The 18378-nt window shown below is 67.9% G+C and carries 19 protein-coding genes; 8 read left to right on the top strand and 11 right to left on the bottom strand.

Translation table 11 applies throughout. From position 1 onward, the window contains the following. Window positions 1–39: 39 nt before the first annotated feature. The 7 genes from pcaH to ligD all read left to right on the top strand — a co-directional run bounded on the left by pcaH (window position 40) and on the right by ligD (window position 7362). A complete protein-coding gene (gene pcaH, locus ABZV91_RS07965) occupies window positions 40–762 on the top strand; it encodes a protocatechuate 3,4-dioxygenase subunit beta (protein WP_355237154.1) in 723 nt (240 codons plus the stop codon). Further along, window positions 755–1381: a protocatechuate 3,4-dioxygenase subunit alpha gene (gene pcaG / locus ABZV91_RS07960; protein WP_355237153.1), complete on the top strand. Its 627-nt coding sequence runs from the start codon at window positions 755–757 to the stop codon at window positions 1379–1381. Before pcaH ends, pcaG begins: the two co-directional genes overlap by 8 nt. A 9-nt stretch (window positions 1382–1390) precedes the next feature. Next, window positions 1391–2743 carry a lyase family protein gene (locus ABZV91_RS07955; protein WP_355237150.1) on the top strand — a complete coding sequence of 451 codons (1353 nt, stop codon included), beginning with the start codon at window positions 1391–1393 and terminating at the stop codon, window positions 2741–2743. A 36-nt stretch (window positions 2744–2779) separates the two neighbouring features. Then, window positions 2780–4012, top strand: coding sequence for a 3-oxoadipate enol-lactonase (pcaD, locus tag ABZV91_RS07950; protein WP_355237148.1), 1233 nt, complete (start codon window positions 2780–2782; stop codon window positions 4010–4012). Next, on the top strand, window positions 4009–4788 hold the full coding sequence (locus ABZV91_RS07945; RefSeq protein ID WP_355237146.1) for an IclR family transcriptional regulator C-terminal domain-containing protein: 780 nt from the start codon (window positions 4009–4011) through the stop codon (window positions 4786–4788). The genes pcaD and ABZV91_RS07945 overlap by 4 nt, the downstream gene beginning before the upstream one ends. A gap of 18 nt (window positions 4789–4806) precedes the next feature. After that, window positions 4807–6018, top strand: a complete 1212-nt coding sequence (locus ABZV91_RS07940; protein WP_355237143.1) for an acetyl-CoA C-acetyltransferase — start codon at window positions 4807–4809, stop codon at window positions 6016–6018. A 315-nt stretch (window positions 6019–6333) separates the two neighbouring features. After that, the gene (ligD, locus tag ABZV91_RS07935) at window positions 6334–7362 is read left to right on the top strand and encodes a non-homologous end-joining DNA ligase (protein ID WP_355237140.1); all 1029 of its coding nucleotides are present in this window, start codon (window positions 6334–6336) and stop codon (window positions 7360–7362) included. Window positions 7363–7384: 22 nt separating this feature from the next. Here ligD and ABZV91_RS07930 read toward each other — a convergent pair whose 3' ends face one another. Then, window positions 7385–7600, bottom strand: coding sequence for an abortive infection family protein (locus ABZV91_RS07930; RefSeq protein ID WP_355237278.1), 216 nt, complete (start codon window positions 7598–7600; stop codon window positions 7385–7387). Window positions 7601–7797: 197 nt separating this feature from the next. Here ABZV91_RS07930 and ABZV91_RS07925 point away from each other — a divergent pair, with 197 nt between their 5' ends. After that, window positions 7798–8070 carry a hypothetical protein gene (locus ABZV91_RS07925; protein ID WP_355237138.1) on the top strand — a complete coding sequence of 91 codons (273 nt, stop codon included), beginning with the start codon at window positions 7798–7800 and terminating at the stop codon, window positions 8068–8070. 276 nt (window positions 8071–8346) lie between these two features. On the opposite strand, the gene ABZV91_RS07920 is transcribed toward ABZV91_RS07925, so the two are convergent. The 10 genes from ABZV91_RS07920 to dnaK form a co-directional block, all read right to left on the bottom strand. Further along, window positions 8347–8475 carry a hypothetical protein gene (locus ABZV91_RS07920; RefSeq protein ID WP_355237135.1) on the bottom strand — a complete coding sequence of 43 codons (129 nt, stop codon included), beginning with the start codon at window positions 8473–8475 and terminating at the stop codon, window positions 8347–8349. A 711-nt stretch (window positions 8476–9186) separates the two neighbouring features. Beyond that, the gene (locus tag ABZV91_RS07915) at window positions 9187–9627 is read right to left on the bottom strand and encodes a DUF1931 family protein (RefSeq protein ID WP_355237275.1); all 441 of its coding nucleotides are present in this window, start codon (window positions 9625–9627) and stop codon (window positions 9187–9189) included. A gap of 13 nt (window positions 9628–9640) precedes the next feature. Further along, complete coding sequence (locus ABZV91_RS07910; protein WP_355237132.1) at window positions 9641–11368, bottom strand: FAD-dependent oxidoreductase; 1728 nt, start codon at window positions 11366–11368, stop codon at window positions 9641–9643. After that, window positions 11346–11612, bottom strand: coding sequence for a UBP-type zinc finger domain-containing protein (locus ABZV91_RS07905; protein WP_355237129.1), 267 nt, complete (start codon window positions 11610–11612; stop codon window positions 11346–11348). Before ABZV91_RS07905 ends, ABZV91_RS07910 begins: the two co-directional genes overlap by 23 nt. Then, complete coding sequence (gene trxA, locus ABZV91_RS07900; protein WP_355237126.1) at window positions 11609–12061, bottom strand: thioredoxin; 453 nt, start codon at window positions 12059–12061, stop codon at window positions 11609–11611. The genes ABZV91_RS07905 and trxA overlap by 4 nt, the downstream gene beginning before the upstream one ends. Before the next feature lie 13 nt (window positions 12062–12074). Next, on the bottom strand, window positions 12075–14708 hold the full coding sequence (clpB, locus tag ABZV91_RS07895; protein ID WP_355237123.1) for an ATP-dependent chaperone ClpB: 2634 nt from the start codon (window positions 14706–14708) through the stop codon (window positions 12075–12077). Then, complete coding sequence (locus ABZV91_RS07890; RefSeq protein ID WP_355237121.1) at window positions 14690–15019, bottom strand: chaperone modulator CbpM; 330 nt, start codon at window positions 15017–15019, stop codon at window positions 14690–14692. The genes clpB and ABZV91_RS07890 overlap by 19 nt, the downstream gene beginning before the upstream one ends. Then, window positions 15016–15936: a J domain-containing protein gene (locus ABZV91_RS07885; RefSeq protein ID WP_355237272.1), complete on the bottom strand. Its 921-nt coding sequence runs from the start codon at window positions 15934–15936 to the stop codon at window positions 15016–15018. The genes ABZV91_RS07890 and ABZV91_RS07885 overlap by 4 nt, the downstream gene beginning before the upstream one ends. 6 nt (window positions 15937–15942) lie before the next feature. After that, window positions 15943–16467 carry a nucleotide exchange factor GrpE gene (locus ABZV91_RS07880; protein WP_355237118.1) on the bottom strand — a complete coding sequence of 175 codons (525 nt, stop codon included), beginning with the start codon at window positions 16465–16467 and terminating at the stop codon, window positions 15943–15945. 8 nt (window positions 16468–16475) lie between these two features. Further along, a complete protein-coding gene (gene dnaK / locus ABZV91_RS07875; RefSeq protein WP_355237117.1) occupies window positions 16476–18356 on the bottom strand; it encodes a molecular chaperone DnaK in 1881 nt (626 codons plus the stop codon). Between the last annotated feature and the right edge of the window lie 22 nt (window positions 18357–18378).

Genomic DNA, 18378 nt, shown 5'->3' with positions numbered 1-18378 from the left:
TCCCGTAGCAATGTCCACATCCCGAACGCGAGGTTGCGCATGCTTCAACTGCCCCCGCGGTACCGCGGTATCGATAAGGACGAGGAAGCACCGCTCGACTTCGCCGATTACCGCACCACCGCCCTCCGCCACCCGAAACAGCCGCTGATCCCGCTCCCCCAGCGACTCGGCGAACTCACCGGTCCGGTGCTCGGCGAAGGCCGGATCACCGAGGCGGACGCCGACCTGACGCTGGCCCGCGGGGGCGAGGCGGCCGGGCAGCGCATCGTCGTCCACGGCCGGATCCTCGACAGCGACCGCACACCGGTACCGAACACCCTGGTCGAGGTCTGGCAGGCCAACGCCGCCGGGCGCTACCGGCACCAGGGCGACCAGTGGCCTGCCCCGCTGGACCCGCATTTCGACGGCGTCGGCCGGGTACTCACCGACAGCGACGGACACTACTCGTTCACCACGATCAAGCCGGGCATCTATCCGTGGCGCAACCACCACAATGCGTGGCGCCCCGCCCATATCCATTTCTCGCTGTTCGGGCGCGCCTTCACCCAGCGCCTGGTGACCCAGATGTATTTTCCGGACGACCCGATGTTCTTCCAGGACCCGATCTACAACTCGGTGCCCGACGGCGCCCGCCAGCGCATGGTGAGCGCATTCGACTACGAGGCCACCACCGACAACTGGGCGGTGGGCTACCGGTTCGACATCGTGCTGCGCGGCCGCGACGCGACCCCGTTCGAGGAGGACGACGACCACGATGAATGACATCGATTTCGCCCCCCGCTATCCGCAGACACCCGGCGATTTCACCACGGTGGATTTCGGCCCCACCCCGTCGCAGACCGTGGGCCCCTTCCTCCATATCGGACTGCCGTGGCCCGATGGCCCCGACGTGGTCGCCCCGGGCACGGACGGCGCCATCACCGTCACAGTGACGGTGAGCGACGGGGCCCGGACCCCGATCGCGGACGCGCTCGTGGAGGTCTGGCAGGCCAATCGCGACGGCGTGTTCGAGCACCCCGACGACCCGCGCCCACAGACCGACCCCGCGTTCCGCGGTTTCGGCCGCTGCCCCGCCGACGCGACCGGTACCGTCCGGTTCACCACGGTGAAACCGGGGGCCCTGGTCGGCGGCCACGGGGAAACCGAAGCGCCGCATCTGAACGTGTCGATCTTCGCGCGCGGCATGCTCAACCGTCTGGTCACCCGGCTCTACTTCGCCGACGAGGAGCTCGCGAACGCCGCCGATCCGGTTCTGGCCGCGCTGCCGGCAGCCCAGCGGCACAAACTGATCGCCGCTGCCACCGCCACGGGTTACCACCTCGACATCATCGTTCAGGACGCCGATCCGGACGGCGCCGAGACGCCCTTCTTCCACTTCTAGGAGATCCGAGTGCCGCGTGGAGAGCTGTTCGATCCGCTTTTCGGGGCGGCCGAGCTCGGCGCCATCCTGTCCGACCGCGCCTGGATCACCGCTCTGATCCAGGTCGAGTGCGCGCTGGCCCGCGCCCAGGCCGCGACCGGTGTGCTCGACCCGGAATACGCGGACGCCATCGACGCGGCCGGGCCGGAGCTGGCCGGGCGACTGGACCCCGAACGGCTCGGCGATGCCGCGGTGGCCGGCGGTAACCCGGTCATCCCGCTCGTCGGCGAACTGCGCCGGACCTGTGCCGCGGCCGACGTTCCACCGGCGGCCGTCCACAAGGGCGCCACCAGCCAGGACATTCTGGACAATGCCCTGTCGCTGCTGGCCCAGCGGGCCGGGACACTGATCGTGGACCACCTGCGCACCGCGGCGAACTCCGCCGCGACCCTGGCCCGCGACCACCGGGACACCCCGATGGCCGCGCGTACCCTCGGCCAGCAGGCACTGCCCACCACCTTCGGTGCGCTGGCGGCCGGATGGTGTGTCGCCCTGGACCGGGCGGCCGGCTCGGTCACCGCCGCGCTGGCCGACCTTCCGGTCCAGTTCGGTGGTGCCGCGGGGACCCTCGCGGCGCTGTACCCGCACGGCCCGGCGGTCGCCGACGCGCTCGCGGCGGAACTGGGGCTGGCGCCGCAGCGGGTCCCGTGGCACACCGACCGCACTCCGCTCGCCGAACTCGCCACCGCGCTGGGCGTGGCCGCCGGTGCGGTGAGCAAGATCGCCACCGATATCGTGATGCTGTCCGCGACCGAAATCGGTGAGGTGAGCGAGGATTCGCCCGGCGGTTCGTCGGCGATGCCCCATAAACGGAATTCGGTCGCCGCGATCACCGCGCGCGCCGCGGCCCGGCGCGTCCCCGGCCTGGTCGCGACCGCGCTCGGCGCGATGGACCACGAAATGCAGCGCGCCGCCGGAGCTTGGCACGCCGAATGGGAAACCGTCACCGAATTGCTCCGCCTCACCGGCGGCGCCGCCCACCGGCTGGCCCAGAGCCTGGCCGGGTTGCGGGTCTATCCGGCGGCGATGTCGCGCAATCTCGCGGTCACCGGCGGGTTGCTGCTGGCCGAGCGGGTGACCGCGGCACTGTCCGAACACACCGAGCGGGCACGCGAGATCGTCACCGCCGCGGCCACCGCCGACCCACCGGCATTGGACAGTGACCCCGAGATCGTCGAATACCTGGGCGCGGACCGGATCCGCGAACTGCTGGACCCCGCCGGATACCTGGGGCACGCGGCCGATTTCGTCACGCGGGTACTCGACGAACGCGGGAACGAGACCGGTGGGCCGGACACCCACGAAGCCGCCGGGCCACAGTGACCCGCGACCGAGAACGAACCGAACGGAACAGGTGATATGTCGTCGACCGCAGCGGAACCGACCACGACCGTCGAACTCTCCTACCGGGCTTTCGGCCCCGCCGGTGACGCGCCGACCGTCGTCCTGCTGGGCTCGCTCGGTTCGGACCGGTCGATGTGGGACCCGCAGATCGCCGCGCTGGCCGCCGGCCACCGCGTACTCGCCGTCGAGCTGCGCGGGCACGGCGAATCCCCCTCTCCTACAGGCGATTACACCGTCGCCGAACTCGCCGGTGATGTCCTCTCGCTGCTGGACCGGCTGGGCCGCGACGCGGTGCACCTGGTGGGGTTGTCGCTCGGCGGCGCGGTCGCTCAGCGGATCGCCGCCTACCATCCCACTCGGGTCCGCACCCTGACCCTGCTCTGCACCGCCGCGAAATTCGGTACCCGGCAGGCCTGGCTCGACCGGGCCGCCGCGGTACGCGCCGAGGGCACCGGGTCTCTCGCCGAAGCCGTGGTGGGCCGCTGGTTCACCGACGGCCTCGCCGCCCGTGACCCCGAACTCGTCGCCCGCAGCCGAGCCATGGTCGCCGCCACACCCGACGCGGGCTACGCCGCCTGCTGTGTCGCCCTCGCGCGCTGGGACGGGCGGCCTGACCTCGCCCGGATCACCGCACCCACGCTGGTGATCGCCGGTGCCCAGGACCCGGCCACCACCCCCGCCGATATGCGCGCCCTCGCCGACGGGATCGCGAACTCCGTACTGCACGTGCTCGATCCCGCCGCGCATCTGGCCAATGTCGAACAGGCCGGACCGGTCTCGGCGCTGATCACCGCGCATATCGCCGGCCGGCGCGAACGTGCCGCGGCCTTCGAACAGGGGATGCGGGTGCGGCGGTCGGTGCTCGGGGACGCCCACGTCGACCGCGCCGTCGCCGGAACCACCGAATTCACCGAGCCCTTCCAGGATTTCATCACCCGCACCGCCTGGGGCGATGTCTGGAGCCGGCCCGGCCTGGATCAGCACACCCGGCGGCTGCTCACCCTCGCCGTGCTCACTGCCGTGGGCAACACCCACGAACTCGATATGCACATCCGCGCGGCCCTGCGGGCCGGACTCGAGCCGGCCGAGCTCGCCGAGGTGTTCCTGCACACCGCGGTCTACGCGGGTGTGCCGAACAGTAACCTCGCCTTCGGACTCGGCAAGGCGGCGCTGGCCGACGGTGTCGGGTCCCGCCCGGCCGACGACACCGCGGCCGGCCCCGCCGACGAGGAAATACATCGACCATGACCGAACCCTCACCGGACTACGTGCAGTCGCTGGGCCGCGGCCTCGCCGTGATCCGCTCCTTCGACGCCGGCCATCCCCGGCGCACCCTCAGCGAGGTCGCCAAGGCCACCGACCTCACCCGCGCGACCGCGCGCCGGTTCCTGCTGACCCTGGTGGAACTGGGATACGTGCGCACCGACGGCTCACTGTTCTGGCTCACCCCGCGCGTCCTGGAGCTCGGCTACAGCTATCTGTCGAGTCTGAGCCTGCCCGAGGTCGCGGGCCCCCATCTGGAGAGCTTGGCCAACCAGGTCCACGAATCGACCTCGGTCTCCATCCTCGACGGCGAGGACATCGTGTACGTCGCCCGGGTTCCGGTCAGCCGCATCATGACCGTCTCGATCACCATCGGGACCCGCTTCCCCGCGTACAGCACCTCGATGGGCCGGGTGCTGCTGGCCGGGCTCACCGAGGCGGCGTTCGAGGAATACCTCGCGAAAGTCACCCTCACCCCGCTCACCGACCGCACCGTCCTCACCGCCGACGAACTGCGCGACCAGGTACGCCGAACCCGGGAAGCCGGCTACTGCCTGGTCGACCAGGAACTCGAGCAGGGGTTGCGCTCGATGGCCGCTCCCATCCGCGACCACACCGGCACGGTGTGCGCCGCGGTCAACATCTCCACCCACGCCGCCCGCTACACCGCCGAGAGCGTACGGGCCGACCTGCTGCCCCCGCTGATGGCCACGGCCGCGGCCATCAGCACCGATCTCGCGCAGGTACAGAACCGCGCCTGACCACGACGAAGGAATGCCATGATCGACGCCGTCATCTGCGAACCCCTGCGCACCCCGGTGGGCCGGTTCGGCGGAGTGTTCAAGGATCTCGCCCCGGAAACCCTGGCCGCCGGCCTGATCACCGAACTCCTCGAGCGCACCGGCCTGACCGCGGATCAGATCGACGACGTCGTCCTCGGCCAGGCTTCCCCCAACGGCGAGGCACCGGCGATCGGCCGGGTCGCGGCGCTGGACGCCGGGCTCGGCGTCGCGGTGCCCGGCCTCCAGGTGGACCGGCGCTGCGGCTCGGGACTACAGGCCGTGTTGCAGGCGTGTATGCAGGTAGCCACCGGCGGCAGCGATCTGGTGCTGGCCGGCGGTACGGAATCCATGAGCCGGGCGGAGTTCTACGCCACCGATATGCGCTGGGGGGTCAAAGGCGACGGTATCGCCCTCAACGACCGGCTGGCCCGGGCCCGGGTCAGCGCGGGCGGCACCAATTTCCCGGTGCCGGGCGGCATGATCGAAACCGCCGAGAATCTGCGCGCCGAATACTCCATCGGCCGGGCGGAGCAGGACGCGCTGGCAGTGCAATCGCACCAGCGGGCCGTCGCCGCCCAGCGCGCCGGCCGGTTCGCCGACGAGATCGTGGGGGTGGCGGTGCCGCAGCGGAAATCGGACCCGATCCTCATCGACACCGACGAACACCCCCGGGCCGACACCACCGTGGAAGCCCTGGCGAGACTGCGCCCGATCCGCGGCGGTGTCGATCCCGACGCCACGGTGACCGCGGGCAACGCCAGCGGCCAGAACGACGGCGCCGCACTCTGCATCGTCACCACCGCCGCCCGCGCCCGTACCCTGGGCCTGCGACCACTGGCCCGCCTCGCCTCCTGGGCCGTCGCCGGCGTACCGCCACGCACCATGGGCATCGGCCCCGTCCCCGCCACCGAAAAAGCCCTGGCCCGCCTGGGTCTCACACTCGACGACATGTCGGTCATCGAACTCAACGAAGCCTTCGCCGCGCAGACCCTCGCGGTCCTGCGCAACTGGAAGATCGAACCCGACGACGAACGCCTCAACCCCAACGGTTCGGGCATCTCCCTCGGCCACCCCGTCGGCGCCACCGGAGCCCGCATCCTCGCCACCCTGCTGCGCGAACTCGACCGCCGCGAAGGCCGCTACGGCCTGGAGACCATGTGCATCGGCGGCGGACAGGGGCTGGCGGCGGTCTTCGAACGCCTCGCCTAGAGCATTCGCACTCGGCATCCCGCGGACCGGGCAAGCCGTTGCCGGGCCGGGACCCGGCAACGGCTCGGGGCTGTCGACCCGAGCGGACAGCCGCACAGCGGGGCGGACGTAGCCCGGTTCTCCGAACGCCGCGACGATAGCCCGATCCGGTTCTCGGATCGGCGACCCCCTCGGCACGTATCCCGCGTGTCTGCCCGGTCAGCGCGCGTACAGGCCGTATTCTGCGCCCGACCAGGCTTTATCCGGCTTCGTCGAGCGGGAGGTGGGCATGGCGGGCGATGTCGAACGCGGCCAGGACAGGGCCGTGGCACTCCGGTGGCGCCCGAGCGCGCCCGCGGCCGTGGTCACCTACCGGATCACCGGCCGCTGAGCCCCGCCGACCGGGCGGCGGTCCCGGCGCCGATGCTGGCCACCTCGGGCCGTCCACCGGACGACCCGGACTGGGCGGTGGAGATGAAATGGGACGGGGTCCGCGCCATCGTGATCTGCTCGGGCAGGGACTGCCGCCTCTACAGCCGCAACCGTCGCGAGATCACCGGCTCCTACCCGGACCTCGTCACGGCCCTGACCGGCCATCTCGGCGGCCGTGACCTGGTGCTCGACGGTGAGATCATCGCCCAGACCCCCACCGGTGTGCCGTCGTTCCATCTGCTGCAACGCCGCATGCATGTCGGGCGACCGAGCCGGGCGCTCATCGGCGCGGTACCGGTGCAGTTGTTCCTGTTCGACATCCTCACCGACGCGGGCGCGGACGTGACCGGGTTGCCATACCCGAGCCGTCGCGACCACCTGCAGGCGCTCGCGTTGAACACCGCTCCGCTGCAGACCCCGCCGTACTGGGTGGGCGCGTCCGCCGACCGTTTGCTCGCCGCGGCGCGGGACAACGGGTTGGAAGGGATCATCTCCAAACGCCTCGACTCGACCTATCAACCCGGCCGTCGCTCCCGGTCCTGGATCAAGACCCCGATCCGCAAGACCACCGAGGCCGTCGTCGCCGGCTGGACCGCCGGCAGCGGCTCGGCGGGCGCGACATTCGGCTCGCTGATCCTCGCCGCGCACGACGCCGACGGCCGGCTGGTGCACATCGGCAATGTGGGCACCGGTTTCACGATGGCCGACCGCCGGGCCCTGCGAGCCCGGCTCGATGAGATCGCCCGCCGCGATGCGCTGTTCCCACTGACCCCGGGACGCTTCGGGCGCCCCGGGGTCCCGCACTGGGTGGATCCGGTGCTCGTCGCCGATATCGAGTACCGCGAGTACACCGGGGAAGGTCTGCGGCACCCCTCCTTTCGCGGGGTGCGCACCGATATCGCGCCGGAAGCTGTCCAGATTCCGGCGGAGTGAGTGCTGCACCGCAGTTGCTGCGTTACCGAACGTAGCCTTTGGCGGCCACGATCCGGCGGGCATGCGCGCGGGCCGTGGCCCGCTGCCAAGGAGCTTTCGGGTCGGCGAGCGTGTCGAGCATGAACTGGCACCACAGTCGCGCACCGTTCACGGCCGGTCGCGCGTGACGGGGTCCCAGGCCTGAAGGTGTCGTATCGCGTCCATGACCGGTGCCGTAGTCGTTTCGCAACTCGGCGATGCCGCTTCACCATCAATGATGTCGACGACGCAACCCCGACCGTGTTGAAGTGCTCTCACCGCTGGTGCGGAAACCGTGCCGGACATGCGGTTCTACTACAACGGCATGGATATACGGCCCGAGCGGCGCAACGTAGATGGCTGGGGAACCAGCGTCGAGCTGGGCGGCGTGGTGCAACTGACCGGTACGCGGTCGCGTTGTCCGGCAGCAGCGTCCACCGCCTCGACTGCCGAGTGGTCCGTGAGGCTGCCCGCACGATGCACTTCGCCGGGGGCAACGAGGACGATGTCGAAGACCGTTTCCGGTCCGAGCTCCGTATGCTCACCCACAAGGATTTTCGCCCCGGTCTGCCCCGTCTGGCCTTGACACTCGACGAATACGACCGGTGGCGCGCCGAGCGCACCGGCCCCGCAGGCGGCCTGCGGTACCCGTTGTGCAAGGTCTGCGATCCCGATGTGCCGTTGGCCTGAACTCGTATTCGCCCCCCGGCCGCCACACACCGAGACATGGCGACCCACCGACGCAAGTCGCACGCCGACGTCTTCCGGGAATGGCGGAGAAGGGGGTGAAGGTCCGCCGCGGCTGGAGACGGAGGTGACTGTGATGGGTGACTTGGAGATCCGGCACATACCGGATGAGGTGCTGCGTGCGCTACCGGCCCGCGCCGCCAGGAACAACCGAGGCGCCTCGGACGAAGCTCGCGCACTACTCCCGCGGCGATGTCCTCGGATATCCGACTGGGATCGCTACTCACCGAAATCGGCGAGGAGATCGAGTTGACCGACGAGGAACACGCCCGCGGCGAACGCCGAGAAACAGAAGGACAGGACGACGACCGTGCGCTGGTTACCGCTGAAACCGTGCCGCACCAGCACCGTGGTGAGGACCCTTCTTATGCGCGGTCGCCGACCACACCGCAGTGGCAGGTGTGCGTTCGGTAGCGCCCGCCGTTGGGCGCCCTGGTCGCGTCGGCCCCTCGAGTTGACCCCGCTCGCTGCGCGGGCCCGGGCGGGCCGGCCGCGATTCCGAGCAGCAATTCGGCGCGATCCGGCGCATGTTCTCGGTCGTTGATCCTGGCGTCTCCAAAACCGGTCGACCGGTACGGCACGGAGGGGTTCGCTGACCAGCCGCGGGCGGTCCGCTCCGCCGTGGCGGTCGCGTCCAGATGACGCTGGTAGGTTCTGAGGTAGGAACCGTCGGCGTTCACGGCCGGTCACGCTCCGAGGTTGAGGCCGTGGAGGATTCGTCACTGGCCGCGCGCCGGACACATACTTCACGAACGAGTTGGTGGCGAATGCTCCGATGAAGCAGGAGGCCGGCGCCAGATCAGGCGGCGTCTCGAGGTTCCCTGTGGCGCTTACATGATGGGGCGTTGGTGGTGGACCTTCCGAGGATAATCATCGTGCAGACTGGTTCGCCGGTATAGGGAGCCGGGATGGCGGACTTGACGTGGCACCGTGAGGTGGCGAGGAACTACCAGTGTGCTGGCGTGGCAGACTGGATACATTGTCGCCCAAGCTAGTGCGTAGCGGATGAGCCGTCGCGGCAAGCGGTGATCTACCGGATCGCCTGCCGGCGGACGGTGGTCAGAGCAGGAGGTGGAAGATGTCGAAGGCGACCTTCCATTCGGCGGTCCCGGGGTTCTTACGGTCCGGCTCGATCGTGACGAGTGTGTGCGCCAGCGCCACGCTCAATCCTCCGGCAATCAGCGGCAGTCGCTGCTCGGTCGCCTCGGAGAGGGCCACGTCCAACGGTGGCCGGGCCGTCAGTTGATCGAGTATGGGCTGTAGTTCGATCTCCTGGTCCAGTTTCTCGAACCGGTGGATACTCTCCTGTAGTCCTTTGGTGATCGGGAGGTCCCACGGTTCGATCACATCCCTCAGATTCGCCTTCGCCGACGCCTTGCCGATGAGGATCAGGTCATAGATCTTGTCGTCGATGAAATCCGTATACCGGTCGAGATCGTTCCGGTCGACTTTCAGGCCGGCCGCCGCCCGGAAGAATTGCTGAAATTTCACGGTACCCATTACTGGCATGTCGTCAGCTCCTGTCGAAGTATTCGTGGATTTGGCGAACCGCCATCGCGCCTTCGCCGACAGCGGATGCGACCCGCTTCACGGAGCCGCTACGGACATCACCCGCGGCGAACAGGCCGGGCAGACTGGTTTCGAGTGTCCTCGGCGACCGGGCACCGGTCCGCTGTGTGCCGTCGCCTCGGGCGGGGACCGCGCCCATGCCCGTGAGGACGAAGCCGTGATCGTCGAGTTCGATCGTGTCGGCCAGCCATCCGGTGTAGGGCATCGCACCGATGAAGACGAACAGGGCGCGCACCCGGAAAGTGTCCTGCTCCCCCGTGCGATTGTTCTCGACCACGATCTCTTCGAGGTACTTCGCCCCGTGGACCATACGAACCTCGGTATTGCGGTGCACGGTCACCCGCGGGTGACGCTCGATCTGGTCGACCAGATACCGGGACATGCTCTTTCCGAGGTCACTGCCGCGGATGAGCAGATGAACACGGGAGACACTGCCCGCGAGAAACACGGTGGCCTGTCCGGCGGAGTTTCCGCCGCCGACGATGGCCACCGGGTCGGTGCCGCACATCCGCGCTTCCTGGTGGGTCGCGGCGTAGTACACGCTGGTTCCCTCCATCGCCTCGATCCCCGGGACCGTCAGCTTGCGGTATCGCGCCCCGGTGGCCAACACGACGGCCCGGCCGCGAACCACACCGCCGTCAACGAGCGGGAGCGCGTGGTGCCCGTCCTCGGGCACCAGACCGGTCACCTCCGCCGACACCAGCAGCCGGGCACCGAACTTCCCGGCCTGGATCACGGCCCGCTCGGCCAATTCGGCGCCGGAGATACCGGCCGGGAACCCGAGGTAGTTCTCGATCCGGGAGGAGGTACTGGCCTGCCCGCCCGCGGCGATCGATTCCAGTGTCACCGTGTTCAGTCCGTCCGAAGCGCCGTACACGGAAGCGGCCAGACCGGCCGGACCCGCGCCCACCACGACGAGGTCGCACACGTCCTGGGTCGCATCCCGGACCGGGTCCGGAGCCGGAAGCCCGACGATACGGGCGAGTTCGGCGTTGGCCGGATTCCGCAGCACCTTTTCGCCGTGCCAGATCACGACGGGTGTGTCCTCGGGAGCGACGCCGAGGCTGCGCAGCAACTGCTCGGCCCTTTCGTCCTGCTCCACATCGATCCATCTGTGGGGCAGCCGGTTTCGCATGGCGAACTCGCGCAGCCGCAGCGTATCGGGTGAATAGCAGGAGCCGATTATCCGGAACCCGGAACCGAGCCCGATCAGCAGGTGCCGGCGCACCAGGTAGGCACGCAGGATCAGATCGCTGAGAACGAGATCGTGAGCCACCAGTTCACGGACCCGCGCGGCCGGGACGACGAGGATCTCGCCGTCCTCGATCGCCTCGGCGGTGAAGAACGCCACCTGGCCTTCCAGCAGCCCGAGCTCGCCCAGGAATCGGCCGGGTCCGTGCACCCGCAGTATCCGGCGTTCGCTTTTTTCCGCATCCTCGTCGATGATCGCGACCTTGCCCGAGAGGATCACGAAGAAATCCTTACTGGGTTCGCCCTCTCGGATCAGTACCTCGCCGGCGCGTACCGGTCGGCGCGCGCCACCGGCTTCGAGCGTCGCGATCTGGTCGTCCGTCAGCCGTGGGAATGCTCCCTGCTCGTCCGGGGTCTCGTCGTCGGCCTGCGGGGTGTCGGGGACGGGCATGGTGTCCTCAGACGAGGTTCTGGTCGACATAGCACCAGCGCCAATCTTCACCCGGTTCCATCGACTGGACGATCGGATGGCCGATGACGCGAGCGTGCGCGCTCGCGTGCTTGCCCGGTGAGGAGTCACAGCAACCGACGTGTCCGCATGTCAGGCACAGCCTCAGATGTACCCACGGAGTGCCGAGGCGAAGACATTCCTCGCAGCCCTGCGGGGTCCGGGGTACGACGGGCTGGATGGCGGTCACGTGTGGGTCCACCGGGACAGAAGTCATGGCCTGGTCTCCTTGCCTGCCTTTTCCGCGAGCGCCTGATCGAGCCAGGCCCGCAGTTGTGGTACCGGAGCGGCGCCCGCCTGACGTGCCAGGACCTCGCCCCGGTCCATCACCAGCAGAGTCGGCACGGCGCGGACGGCGAACCGTTCGGCGGTCCGCGGCGCAGCATCCACGTCGGTCTTCACCAGCTTGATCCGACCCGCGCGTTCCCGGGCGAGCTGCTCGAGCGCCGGACTGACCATGCGGCACGGGCCACACCAAGTCGCCCAGAGGTCGACGAGTACAGGCACCGAGGACGTCTCGGCGATCTCCGCGAAGTCGTCATCTGCTGCCGAGGCGATCCAGGGCAGCGGCTCATGGCAGTTACCGCAGCGCGGTGTGCCTGCCCCTGCTGCGGGGACCTTGTTCATCTTGCCGCAGTTCGAGCATTTCACCCTTTCTGATCTCATGACGGCCCCCTTCTCACGCCGCCGCGACAGCGGGTTCGGCGTAGGCGACGAAAAGCTCGCCGCCGTCCACCGTGACACGGATGACGCCACCCGGTTCGATCTCGCCACGCAACAGTGCGCGACCTATCCTGGTCTCGACCTCGTGAGCGATGTATCGCCGCAGCGGCCGCGCACCGTAGACCGGGTCGAAACCGTGTTCGGCGATGAGCCGGCGTGCTTCCGGGGTGATATCCAGATGTATCTGCCTCTGTGCCAACCTATTTCGTAGTTCGGTCACTTGTAGCTCCACGATGTGCTCGATCTGGGACAGGGTGAGCGGGGTGAACAACACGATGTCATCGACCCGGTTGAGGAATTCGGGCCGGAAGTGACCGCGCAGTTCCGCCAGCACCCGCTCGCGCGCGTCCGGCTTGATCTCGCCGGTGGCTGTGACTCCGTCGAGGAGGTGATGGGATCCGATATTGGAGGTCATGATGATCACGGTGTTGCGGAAATCGACCTGCCTGCCCTGGGAATCGGTGATCCGGCCGTCATCGAGCACCTGCAGCAGGGTATTGAAGACGTCGGTGTGAGCCTTCTCGATCTCGTCGAAGAGCACCACCGAGTACGGCTTGCGGCGTACTGCCTCGGTGAGCTGGCCGCCCTCGTCATAGCCGACATACCCGGGGGGCGCGCCGATGAGCCTGCTCACCGTGTGGCGCTCCTGGTACTCGCTCATGTCCAGGCGCACCATATTGTCTTCACTGTCGAAGAGCGCCCCGGCCAGTGTCTTTGCGAGCTCGGTCTTTCCCACGCCGGTCGGGCCCAGGAAGATGAACGAGCCGATGGGCCGGCGGGGGTCGCGGATCCCGGACCGCGCCCGGATCACCGCGTCGGCGACCAGTTGCACCGCCTCGTCCTGGCCGATGACCCGTTCGTGCAGAATTTCGTCGAGCTTCAGCAGCTTCTCCCGCTCACCTTCCTGCAGCCGGGCGACCGGGATGCCCGTCCATGCGGCCACGATCTCCGCGATCTCGTCTTCGGTGACCACCTCACGCAGCAACGGATTCCCGCCTTGTCTGGTGGCCAGTCGCTCTTCCGCCGCCTCGAGCCTGCGTTCCAGCTCGGTGATCTCGCCGTATCGCAGCTGGGCGGCCCGATCGAGGTCGTAGTTGCGCTCCGCTTCCTCGGCTTCGTGGCGGAGTCGTTCCAGCTCTCCGCGCAGCTCCTGCACCCGCCGGATCGACTGCCGCTCCGCCTCCCACTGAGCGTGCCGGGCGTCGGCTTCGGCGCGCAGGTCGGCCAATTCCTTGCGCAGCTCTTCGAGGCGGGCCTTACTGGCCGCGTCCGCTTCCTTGGACAGCGCGGCCTCTTCGATCTCCAGCCGGGTGACTTTACGGGTGAGTTCGTCGAGTTCGGCAGGCATCGAGTCGATTTCGGTGCGCAGCCGCGCGCAGGCCTCATCCACCAGGTCGATCGCTTTGTCCGGGAGGAAGCGGTCGGTGATGTACCGATGCGAGAGAGTCACAGCGGCCACCAGTGCGCCGTCCTGGATCTTCACACCGTGGAACACCTCGAGGCGTTCCCGGAGGCCGCGCAGGATCGAGACCGCATCCTCGACAGTGGGTTCGTCGACCATCACGGTCTGGAAGCGGCGCTCCAGGGCCGCGTCGGATTCGATGTGCTTGCGGTACTCGTCGAGTGTGGTGGCACCGATCATATGGAGTTCGCCGCGGGCGAGCATCGGTTTCAGCATATTGCCGGCGTCGAGTGCCCCCTCGCCGCCGACCGATCCCGCGCCGACAACGGTATGCAATTCGTCGACGAACAACAGGATGCGGCCCTCTGCTGCCTTCACCTCGGACAGCACCGCTTGTAGTCGCTCTTCGAACTCGCCGCGGTATTTCGCACCGGCCACCAAGGAGCCCATATCGAGCGAGAAGATCGTCTTGTCACGCAGGCCCTCGGGCACGTCGCCGCGGACGATGCGCTGGGCGAGGCCCTCGACGATCGCGGTCTTGCCCACACCGGGGTCGCCGATCAGTACCGGATTGTTCTTCGTCTTCCGGCTCAGGATCTGCGTTACTCTGCGGATCTCGGCATCCCGGCCGATGACCGGATCGAGTCTGCCTGCCCGTCCTTCGGAGACAAGGTCACGTCCGTACTTCTCCAAGGCCTCGTAGGCACCTTCCGGGGTTGCCGAGGTGACGCGCTGATTGCCACGCACCGCGGTCAGGGCGGTGAGGAAGGACTCACGCGTGATCCCATGACCGGCGAGGACACGTCCGGCCGCACTGGCCGACCCCTCCTCGGCGAGGGCCATCACGAGATGTTCCACCGAGACATAGGAATCCCTGAGTCGCTTCGACTCCCGTTCCGCGGCATCGAGCAGCTTGGCCAGGCGCTGGGTGATCATCACCTGACCGGGCGTCGCGCCGGGTCCGCTGACCTTCGGCCGGCGCGACAGTTCACGCTCCAGATCGGATCGCAGGGCATCGACGTTCGCGCCGGCCTGCTCGAGCAGTCTGGGGACCAGTCCTTCCGGCTGGTTGACCAGGGCCAACAGCAGGTGCTCTCCGTCGACCTCGGTGTGACCCATTCTGGTCGCGATATTCTGTGCTTCCTGCAGGGCTTCTCGTGACTTCTCGGTCAGGCTGCCGGTGTCCATGGGGGCGTCCTCCTTCTGCGGGAAGCGGCTTCGAGTTCTTCGATTCGATCCAGCAGATCGAGCACAAGCCCGATTGCCGAGTAGTTCAGTCCCAAACCGGTTCTCAGCCGTTGGATGCGGGCGGCGTGGGCGACCGCGGATGGTTCGAACGACATCTCGCCGCCGGCATCGCGGTGGGCGTCGAGCAATCCGAGAGCGACCAGTTTCCGGGCAAGGTCGGGGTGTAGTCCGGTTCGTTCGGCGAAGGCGTCCAGCGACAATCCGGTACGGCGAACCAAGACGTACCGCGCGCCCGGCAGTGGTGTGCTCATTTCACTTTCCTCGGATCGAAGTTCGATTCGGCGGCCAGTTGCTCGAACAGGTCCCGTTCGCGTGCTGTCGGTTTCGACGGCACCATCACTTTGATCTCGGCGTAGAGGTTGCCGGCGGCGCCACGTGGATTGGGCATTCCTTCTCCGCGCAGCCTCAGCTTCCGCCCCGTCGACGAGCCCGGCACCACTTTGACTTTCGCCTCACCACCCGGGGTGGGCACGACGACGGTCGCTCCGAGGACTGCCTCCCAGGGCGACACCGGCAGGTCGACATAGATGTCGCGACCCTGCACCCGGAACCGGGGATGCGGCCTGATCCGCACCACGAGATACAGATCTCCGGGCGGCGCGTCACCACCGCCCCGGCCGCCCTGCCCGGCCAGCCGGATTCGCTGCCCGTCCAGGACACCGGCCGGAATGTCGACGTCGTACTGCCGTCCATCCAGTCCGAGAGTGCGTTTGCCGCCCCGATACGCCTCTTCCAGCGTCAGTTCCAGTTCCGCTTCCTGATCCGCACCGGGAATCGGCCCGTACCCGCCACCGCCGGTGAACATCTGCCCGAAGAGATCCTCGAAGTCGACCGGACCCTGGCCACCGAAGCCTCGACCGAAGTGCACCCTTCCGCCCCCGCCGCCATATCCCCCACCACCGTATCCACCGGCGCCTGTCCGGACCCGTTCGTCGTAGTCCTCGGGCACTCGCCGGAAGTCGTCACCGAATCGGTCGTAGCGTGCGCGGGTATCGGGGTCGGACAACACGTGGTAGGCCTCGTTCACCTCCTTGAATGTGTCCTCCGCGGTGGGGTCCTTGTTCACATCGGGGTGATACTTGCGAGCCAGCTTCCGGTACGCCTGCTGGATTTCATCGGTGCCGGCGCCACGCGGGACTCCGAGGACTTCGTAGTAATCGCGCGCCATCACTGCTCACCCCTCGGGTCGGCTGACGACCACCGCGGCGGGACGCAACTGCCGCCCGTTTTCGCCGTAGCCCGGGCGCACGACCTCGATCACGGTCCCGGAATCCAGGTCGGGGCGGTCCACCACGCCGACCACTTCGTGCAGTTCCGGGGAGAACGGCACACCGACCTCGTCGTGGCGCTCGAAACCGAACTGTGACAGCACCTGCACCGCCTGATCCCGGATCGCCTTCACGCCCTCGACAACAGCCTGCGGACCACCGCCGGCATGGGCCAGCGCGAGCTCCAGATTGTCCAGCACCGGCAGCCACGCCGCGGAAACCTTCGCCGCCTCCGCAGCGCGTTCCCGGCCCAGATCCTTGGCGTAGCGTTTGCGCAGGTTGTCCAGATCCGCGAGGGCCCTGCGCCAGCGGTCCTCGAGTTGAGCCGACTCGGCCTCTGTACCGGTGTGATCAGGCGGTGTCTCGGCCTGATCCCGGTCGGTACGCTCGGTGGCCGACTCGGTCGTCGAACGATCTGCAGACCTCTCCATCGCGTACCTCAGCTCCGGTCGAATTCGGCGTCGATCACGTCGTCGTCACCCGACGACGCGGTGTCTCCGCTGCCTGCCCGGTGGCCGTCGCTGCCTGCCTGGACCGGTGCGAGCCCGTACAGCAATTGCTGCAACTCCGAGGTGAGCGGCTGCACCTCCGCCGGTGAAGCACCGTCGTTCACAGCCTTCCTGGCGTCGGCGATCAGCATCTCGGCGCGTGCCCTGTCGTGCGGCGGGGCACTGTCACCGAGTTCGGCGAGCCGCCGTTCCACCTGATAGGCCACCGAATCGAGCGCGTTGCGCGCATCGACCGCCTTGCGTAGCGCCTCGTCCTCACTCCGGTTCCGTTCGGCCTCGGCCAGCATGCGCTCGACCTCGCCCTGATCCAGATTGCCCTGCTCACTGATCGTGATGCTCTGTTCCTTACCGGTGTCCTTGTCGCGAGCGGTGACATTGAGGATGCCGTTGGCGTCGATATCGAAAGTGACTTCGACCTGGGCCTCACCCCGTGGCGCGGGGCGGATGTCTTCCAGCCGGAACCGTCCCAGCACCCGATTGTCAGCGGCTCGTTCGCGTTCGCCCTGCAGCACCACGACATCCACTGCCGACTGATTGTCTTCCGCGGTGGAGAACACTTCACTGCGCCGAGCCGGGATCGTGGTGTTGCGCTCGATGATCTTGGTCATCACCCCGCCCTGGGTTTCGACGCCGAGGGACAACGGGGTGACATCGAGCAGCAGCACATCGGAGACCTCGCCCTTGAGCACGCCCGCCTGGACCGCGGCGCCGAGCGCAACGACCTCGTCGGGGTTGACGCTCATATTGGGGTCCTTGCCGCCGGTGAGCCGGCGCACCAGTGCCTGCACCGCCGGAATACGCGTCGAACCGCCGACCAGGATCACCTCGTCGATATCGTTGGCGGTGACCTTGGCGTCACTCATCGCCTGCTTCACCGGACCGAGGCAGCGTTCCACCAGATCGGCGGTCAGATCCTCGAACTTCGAACGCATGATCGTCGTGGTGAGATGCTTGGGACCGTTCGCGTCAGCAGTCACAAAAGGCAAATTGACCTGCGCCTGCGTCACCGAGGACAACTCGACCTTGGCCTTCTCGGCCGCCTCGAACAGGCGCTGCAACGCCTGCGGATCCTTGCGCAGATCGATATTCTCCGCACTCTGGAATTCGTCGGCGAGGTAGTCCACCAGCCGCCTGTCGAAGTCGTCGCCGCCGAGGTGGGAGTCACCGGCCGTGGACCGCACCTCGACCACCCCGTCGCCGACATCGAGCAGGCTCACATCGAACGTGCCGCCACCGAGGTCGAAGACCAGCACGGTCTCATGGGTCTGCTTGTCCATGCCGTAGGCCAGCGCCGCGGCGGTCGGCTCGTTGATGATCCGCAGGACTTCGAGGCCTGCGATCCGACCGGCGTCCTTGGTGGCGTTGCGCTGCGCGTCGTTGAAATAGGCAGGAACGGTGATGACCACTTCCTTGACCTTCTCACCGAGGAATTTGCTCGCGTCGTCGACGAGTTTGCGCAGCACCAAGGCGCTGATCTCCTCCGGCGCGTATTTCCTACCCCGCACGTCGAATCGTGCCTCACCGTTGTCCCCCGGCACGACGTCGAAACTCACTGCCTTGGCTTCCTCGGAGATCTCGTCGAAATGACGTCCGATGAAGCGCTTCGCCGAGTAGATCGTGCCCTTCGGATTCAGAATCGCCTGCCGGCGGGCGAGCTGACCCACCAGGCGCTCGCCGCTCTCGGTGAACGCCACCACCGACGGCGTGGTGCGTGCCCCCTCGACATTGGAGATGACCACCGCCTCGCCGGCTTGCCAGCTCGCGATGACCGAGTTGGTGGTGCCCAGGTCGATGCCTACTGCAGTTGCCATGACTCATTCCCTTCGATCGGTC

This window comes from Nocardia sp. NPDC004568 (assembly GCF_040609955.1).
In the GTDB taxonomy this organism is placed as follows: domain Bacteria; phylum Actinomycetota; class Actinomycetes; order Mycobacteriales; family Mycobacteriaceae; genus Nocardia.
Note: the sequence above shows the minus strand (reverse complement) of the source record. Positions and strands in the feature narration are given on the sequence as shown.

Bases quoted from the DNA above. Each gene is read 5' to 3' on its own strand.
- pcaH (WP_355237154.1), top strand. From the start codon at position 40: ATGCTTCAACTGCCCCCGCGGTACCGCGGTATCGATAAGGACGAGGAA.
- pcaG (WP_355237153.1), top strand. From the start codon at position 755: ATGAATGACATCGATTTCGCCCCCCGCTATCCGCAGACACCCGGCGAT.
- pcaD (WP_355237148.1), top strand. From the start codon at position 2,780: ATGTCGTCGACCGCAGCGGAACCGACCACGACCGTCGAACTCTCCTAC.
- ABZV91_RS07945 (WP_355237146.1), top strand. From the start codon at position 4,009: ATGACCGAACCCTCACCGGACTACGTGCAGTCGCTGGGCCGCGGCCTC.
- ABZV91_RS07940 (WP_355237143.1), top strand. From the start codon at position 4,807: ATGATCGACGCCGTCATCTGCGAACCCCTGCGCACCCCGGTGGGCCGG.
- ABZV91_RS07915 (WP_355237275.1), bottom strand. From the start codon at position 9,627: ATGGGTACCGTGAAATTTCAGCAATTCTTCCGGGCGGCGGCCGGCCTG.
- ABZV91_RS07910 (WP_355237132.1), bottom strand. From the start codon at position 11,368: ATGTCGACCAGAACCTCGTCTGAGGACACCATGCCCGTCCCCGACACC.
- ABZV91_RS07905 (WP_355237129.1), bottom strand. From the start codon at position 11,612: ATGACTTCTGTCCCGGTGGACCCACACGTGACCGCCATCCAGCCCGTC.
- trxA (WP_355237126.1), bottom strand. From the start codon at position 12,061: ATGAGATCAGAAAGGGTGAAATGCTCGAACTGCGGCAAGATGAACAAG.
- clpB (WP_355237123.1), bottom strand. From the start codon at position 14,708: ATGGACACCGGCAGCCTGACCGAGAAGTCACGAGAAGCCCTGCAGGAA.
- ABZV91_RS07890 (WP_355237121.1), bottom strand. From the start codon at position 15,019: ATGAGCACACCACTGCCGGGCGCGCGGTACGTCTTGGTTCGCCGTACC.
- ABZV91_RS07885 (WP_355237272.1), bottom strand. From the start codon at position 15,936: ATGGCGCGCGATTACTACGAAGTCCTCGGAGTCCCGCGTGGCGCCGGC.
- ABZV91_RS07880 (WP_355237118.1), bottom strand. From the start codon at position 16,467: ATGGAGAGGTCTGCAGATCGTTCGACGACCGAGTCGGCCACCGAGCGT.
- dnaK (WP_355237117.1), bottom strand. From the start codon at position 18,356: ATGGCAACTGCAGTAGGCATCGACCTGGGCACCACCAACTCGGTCATC.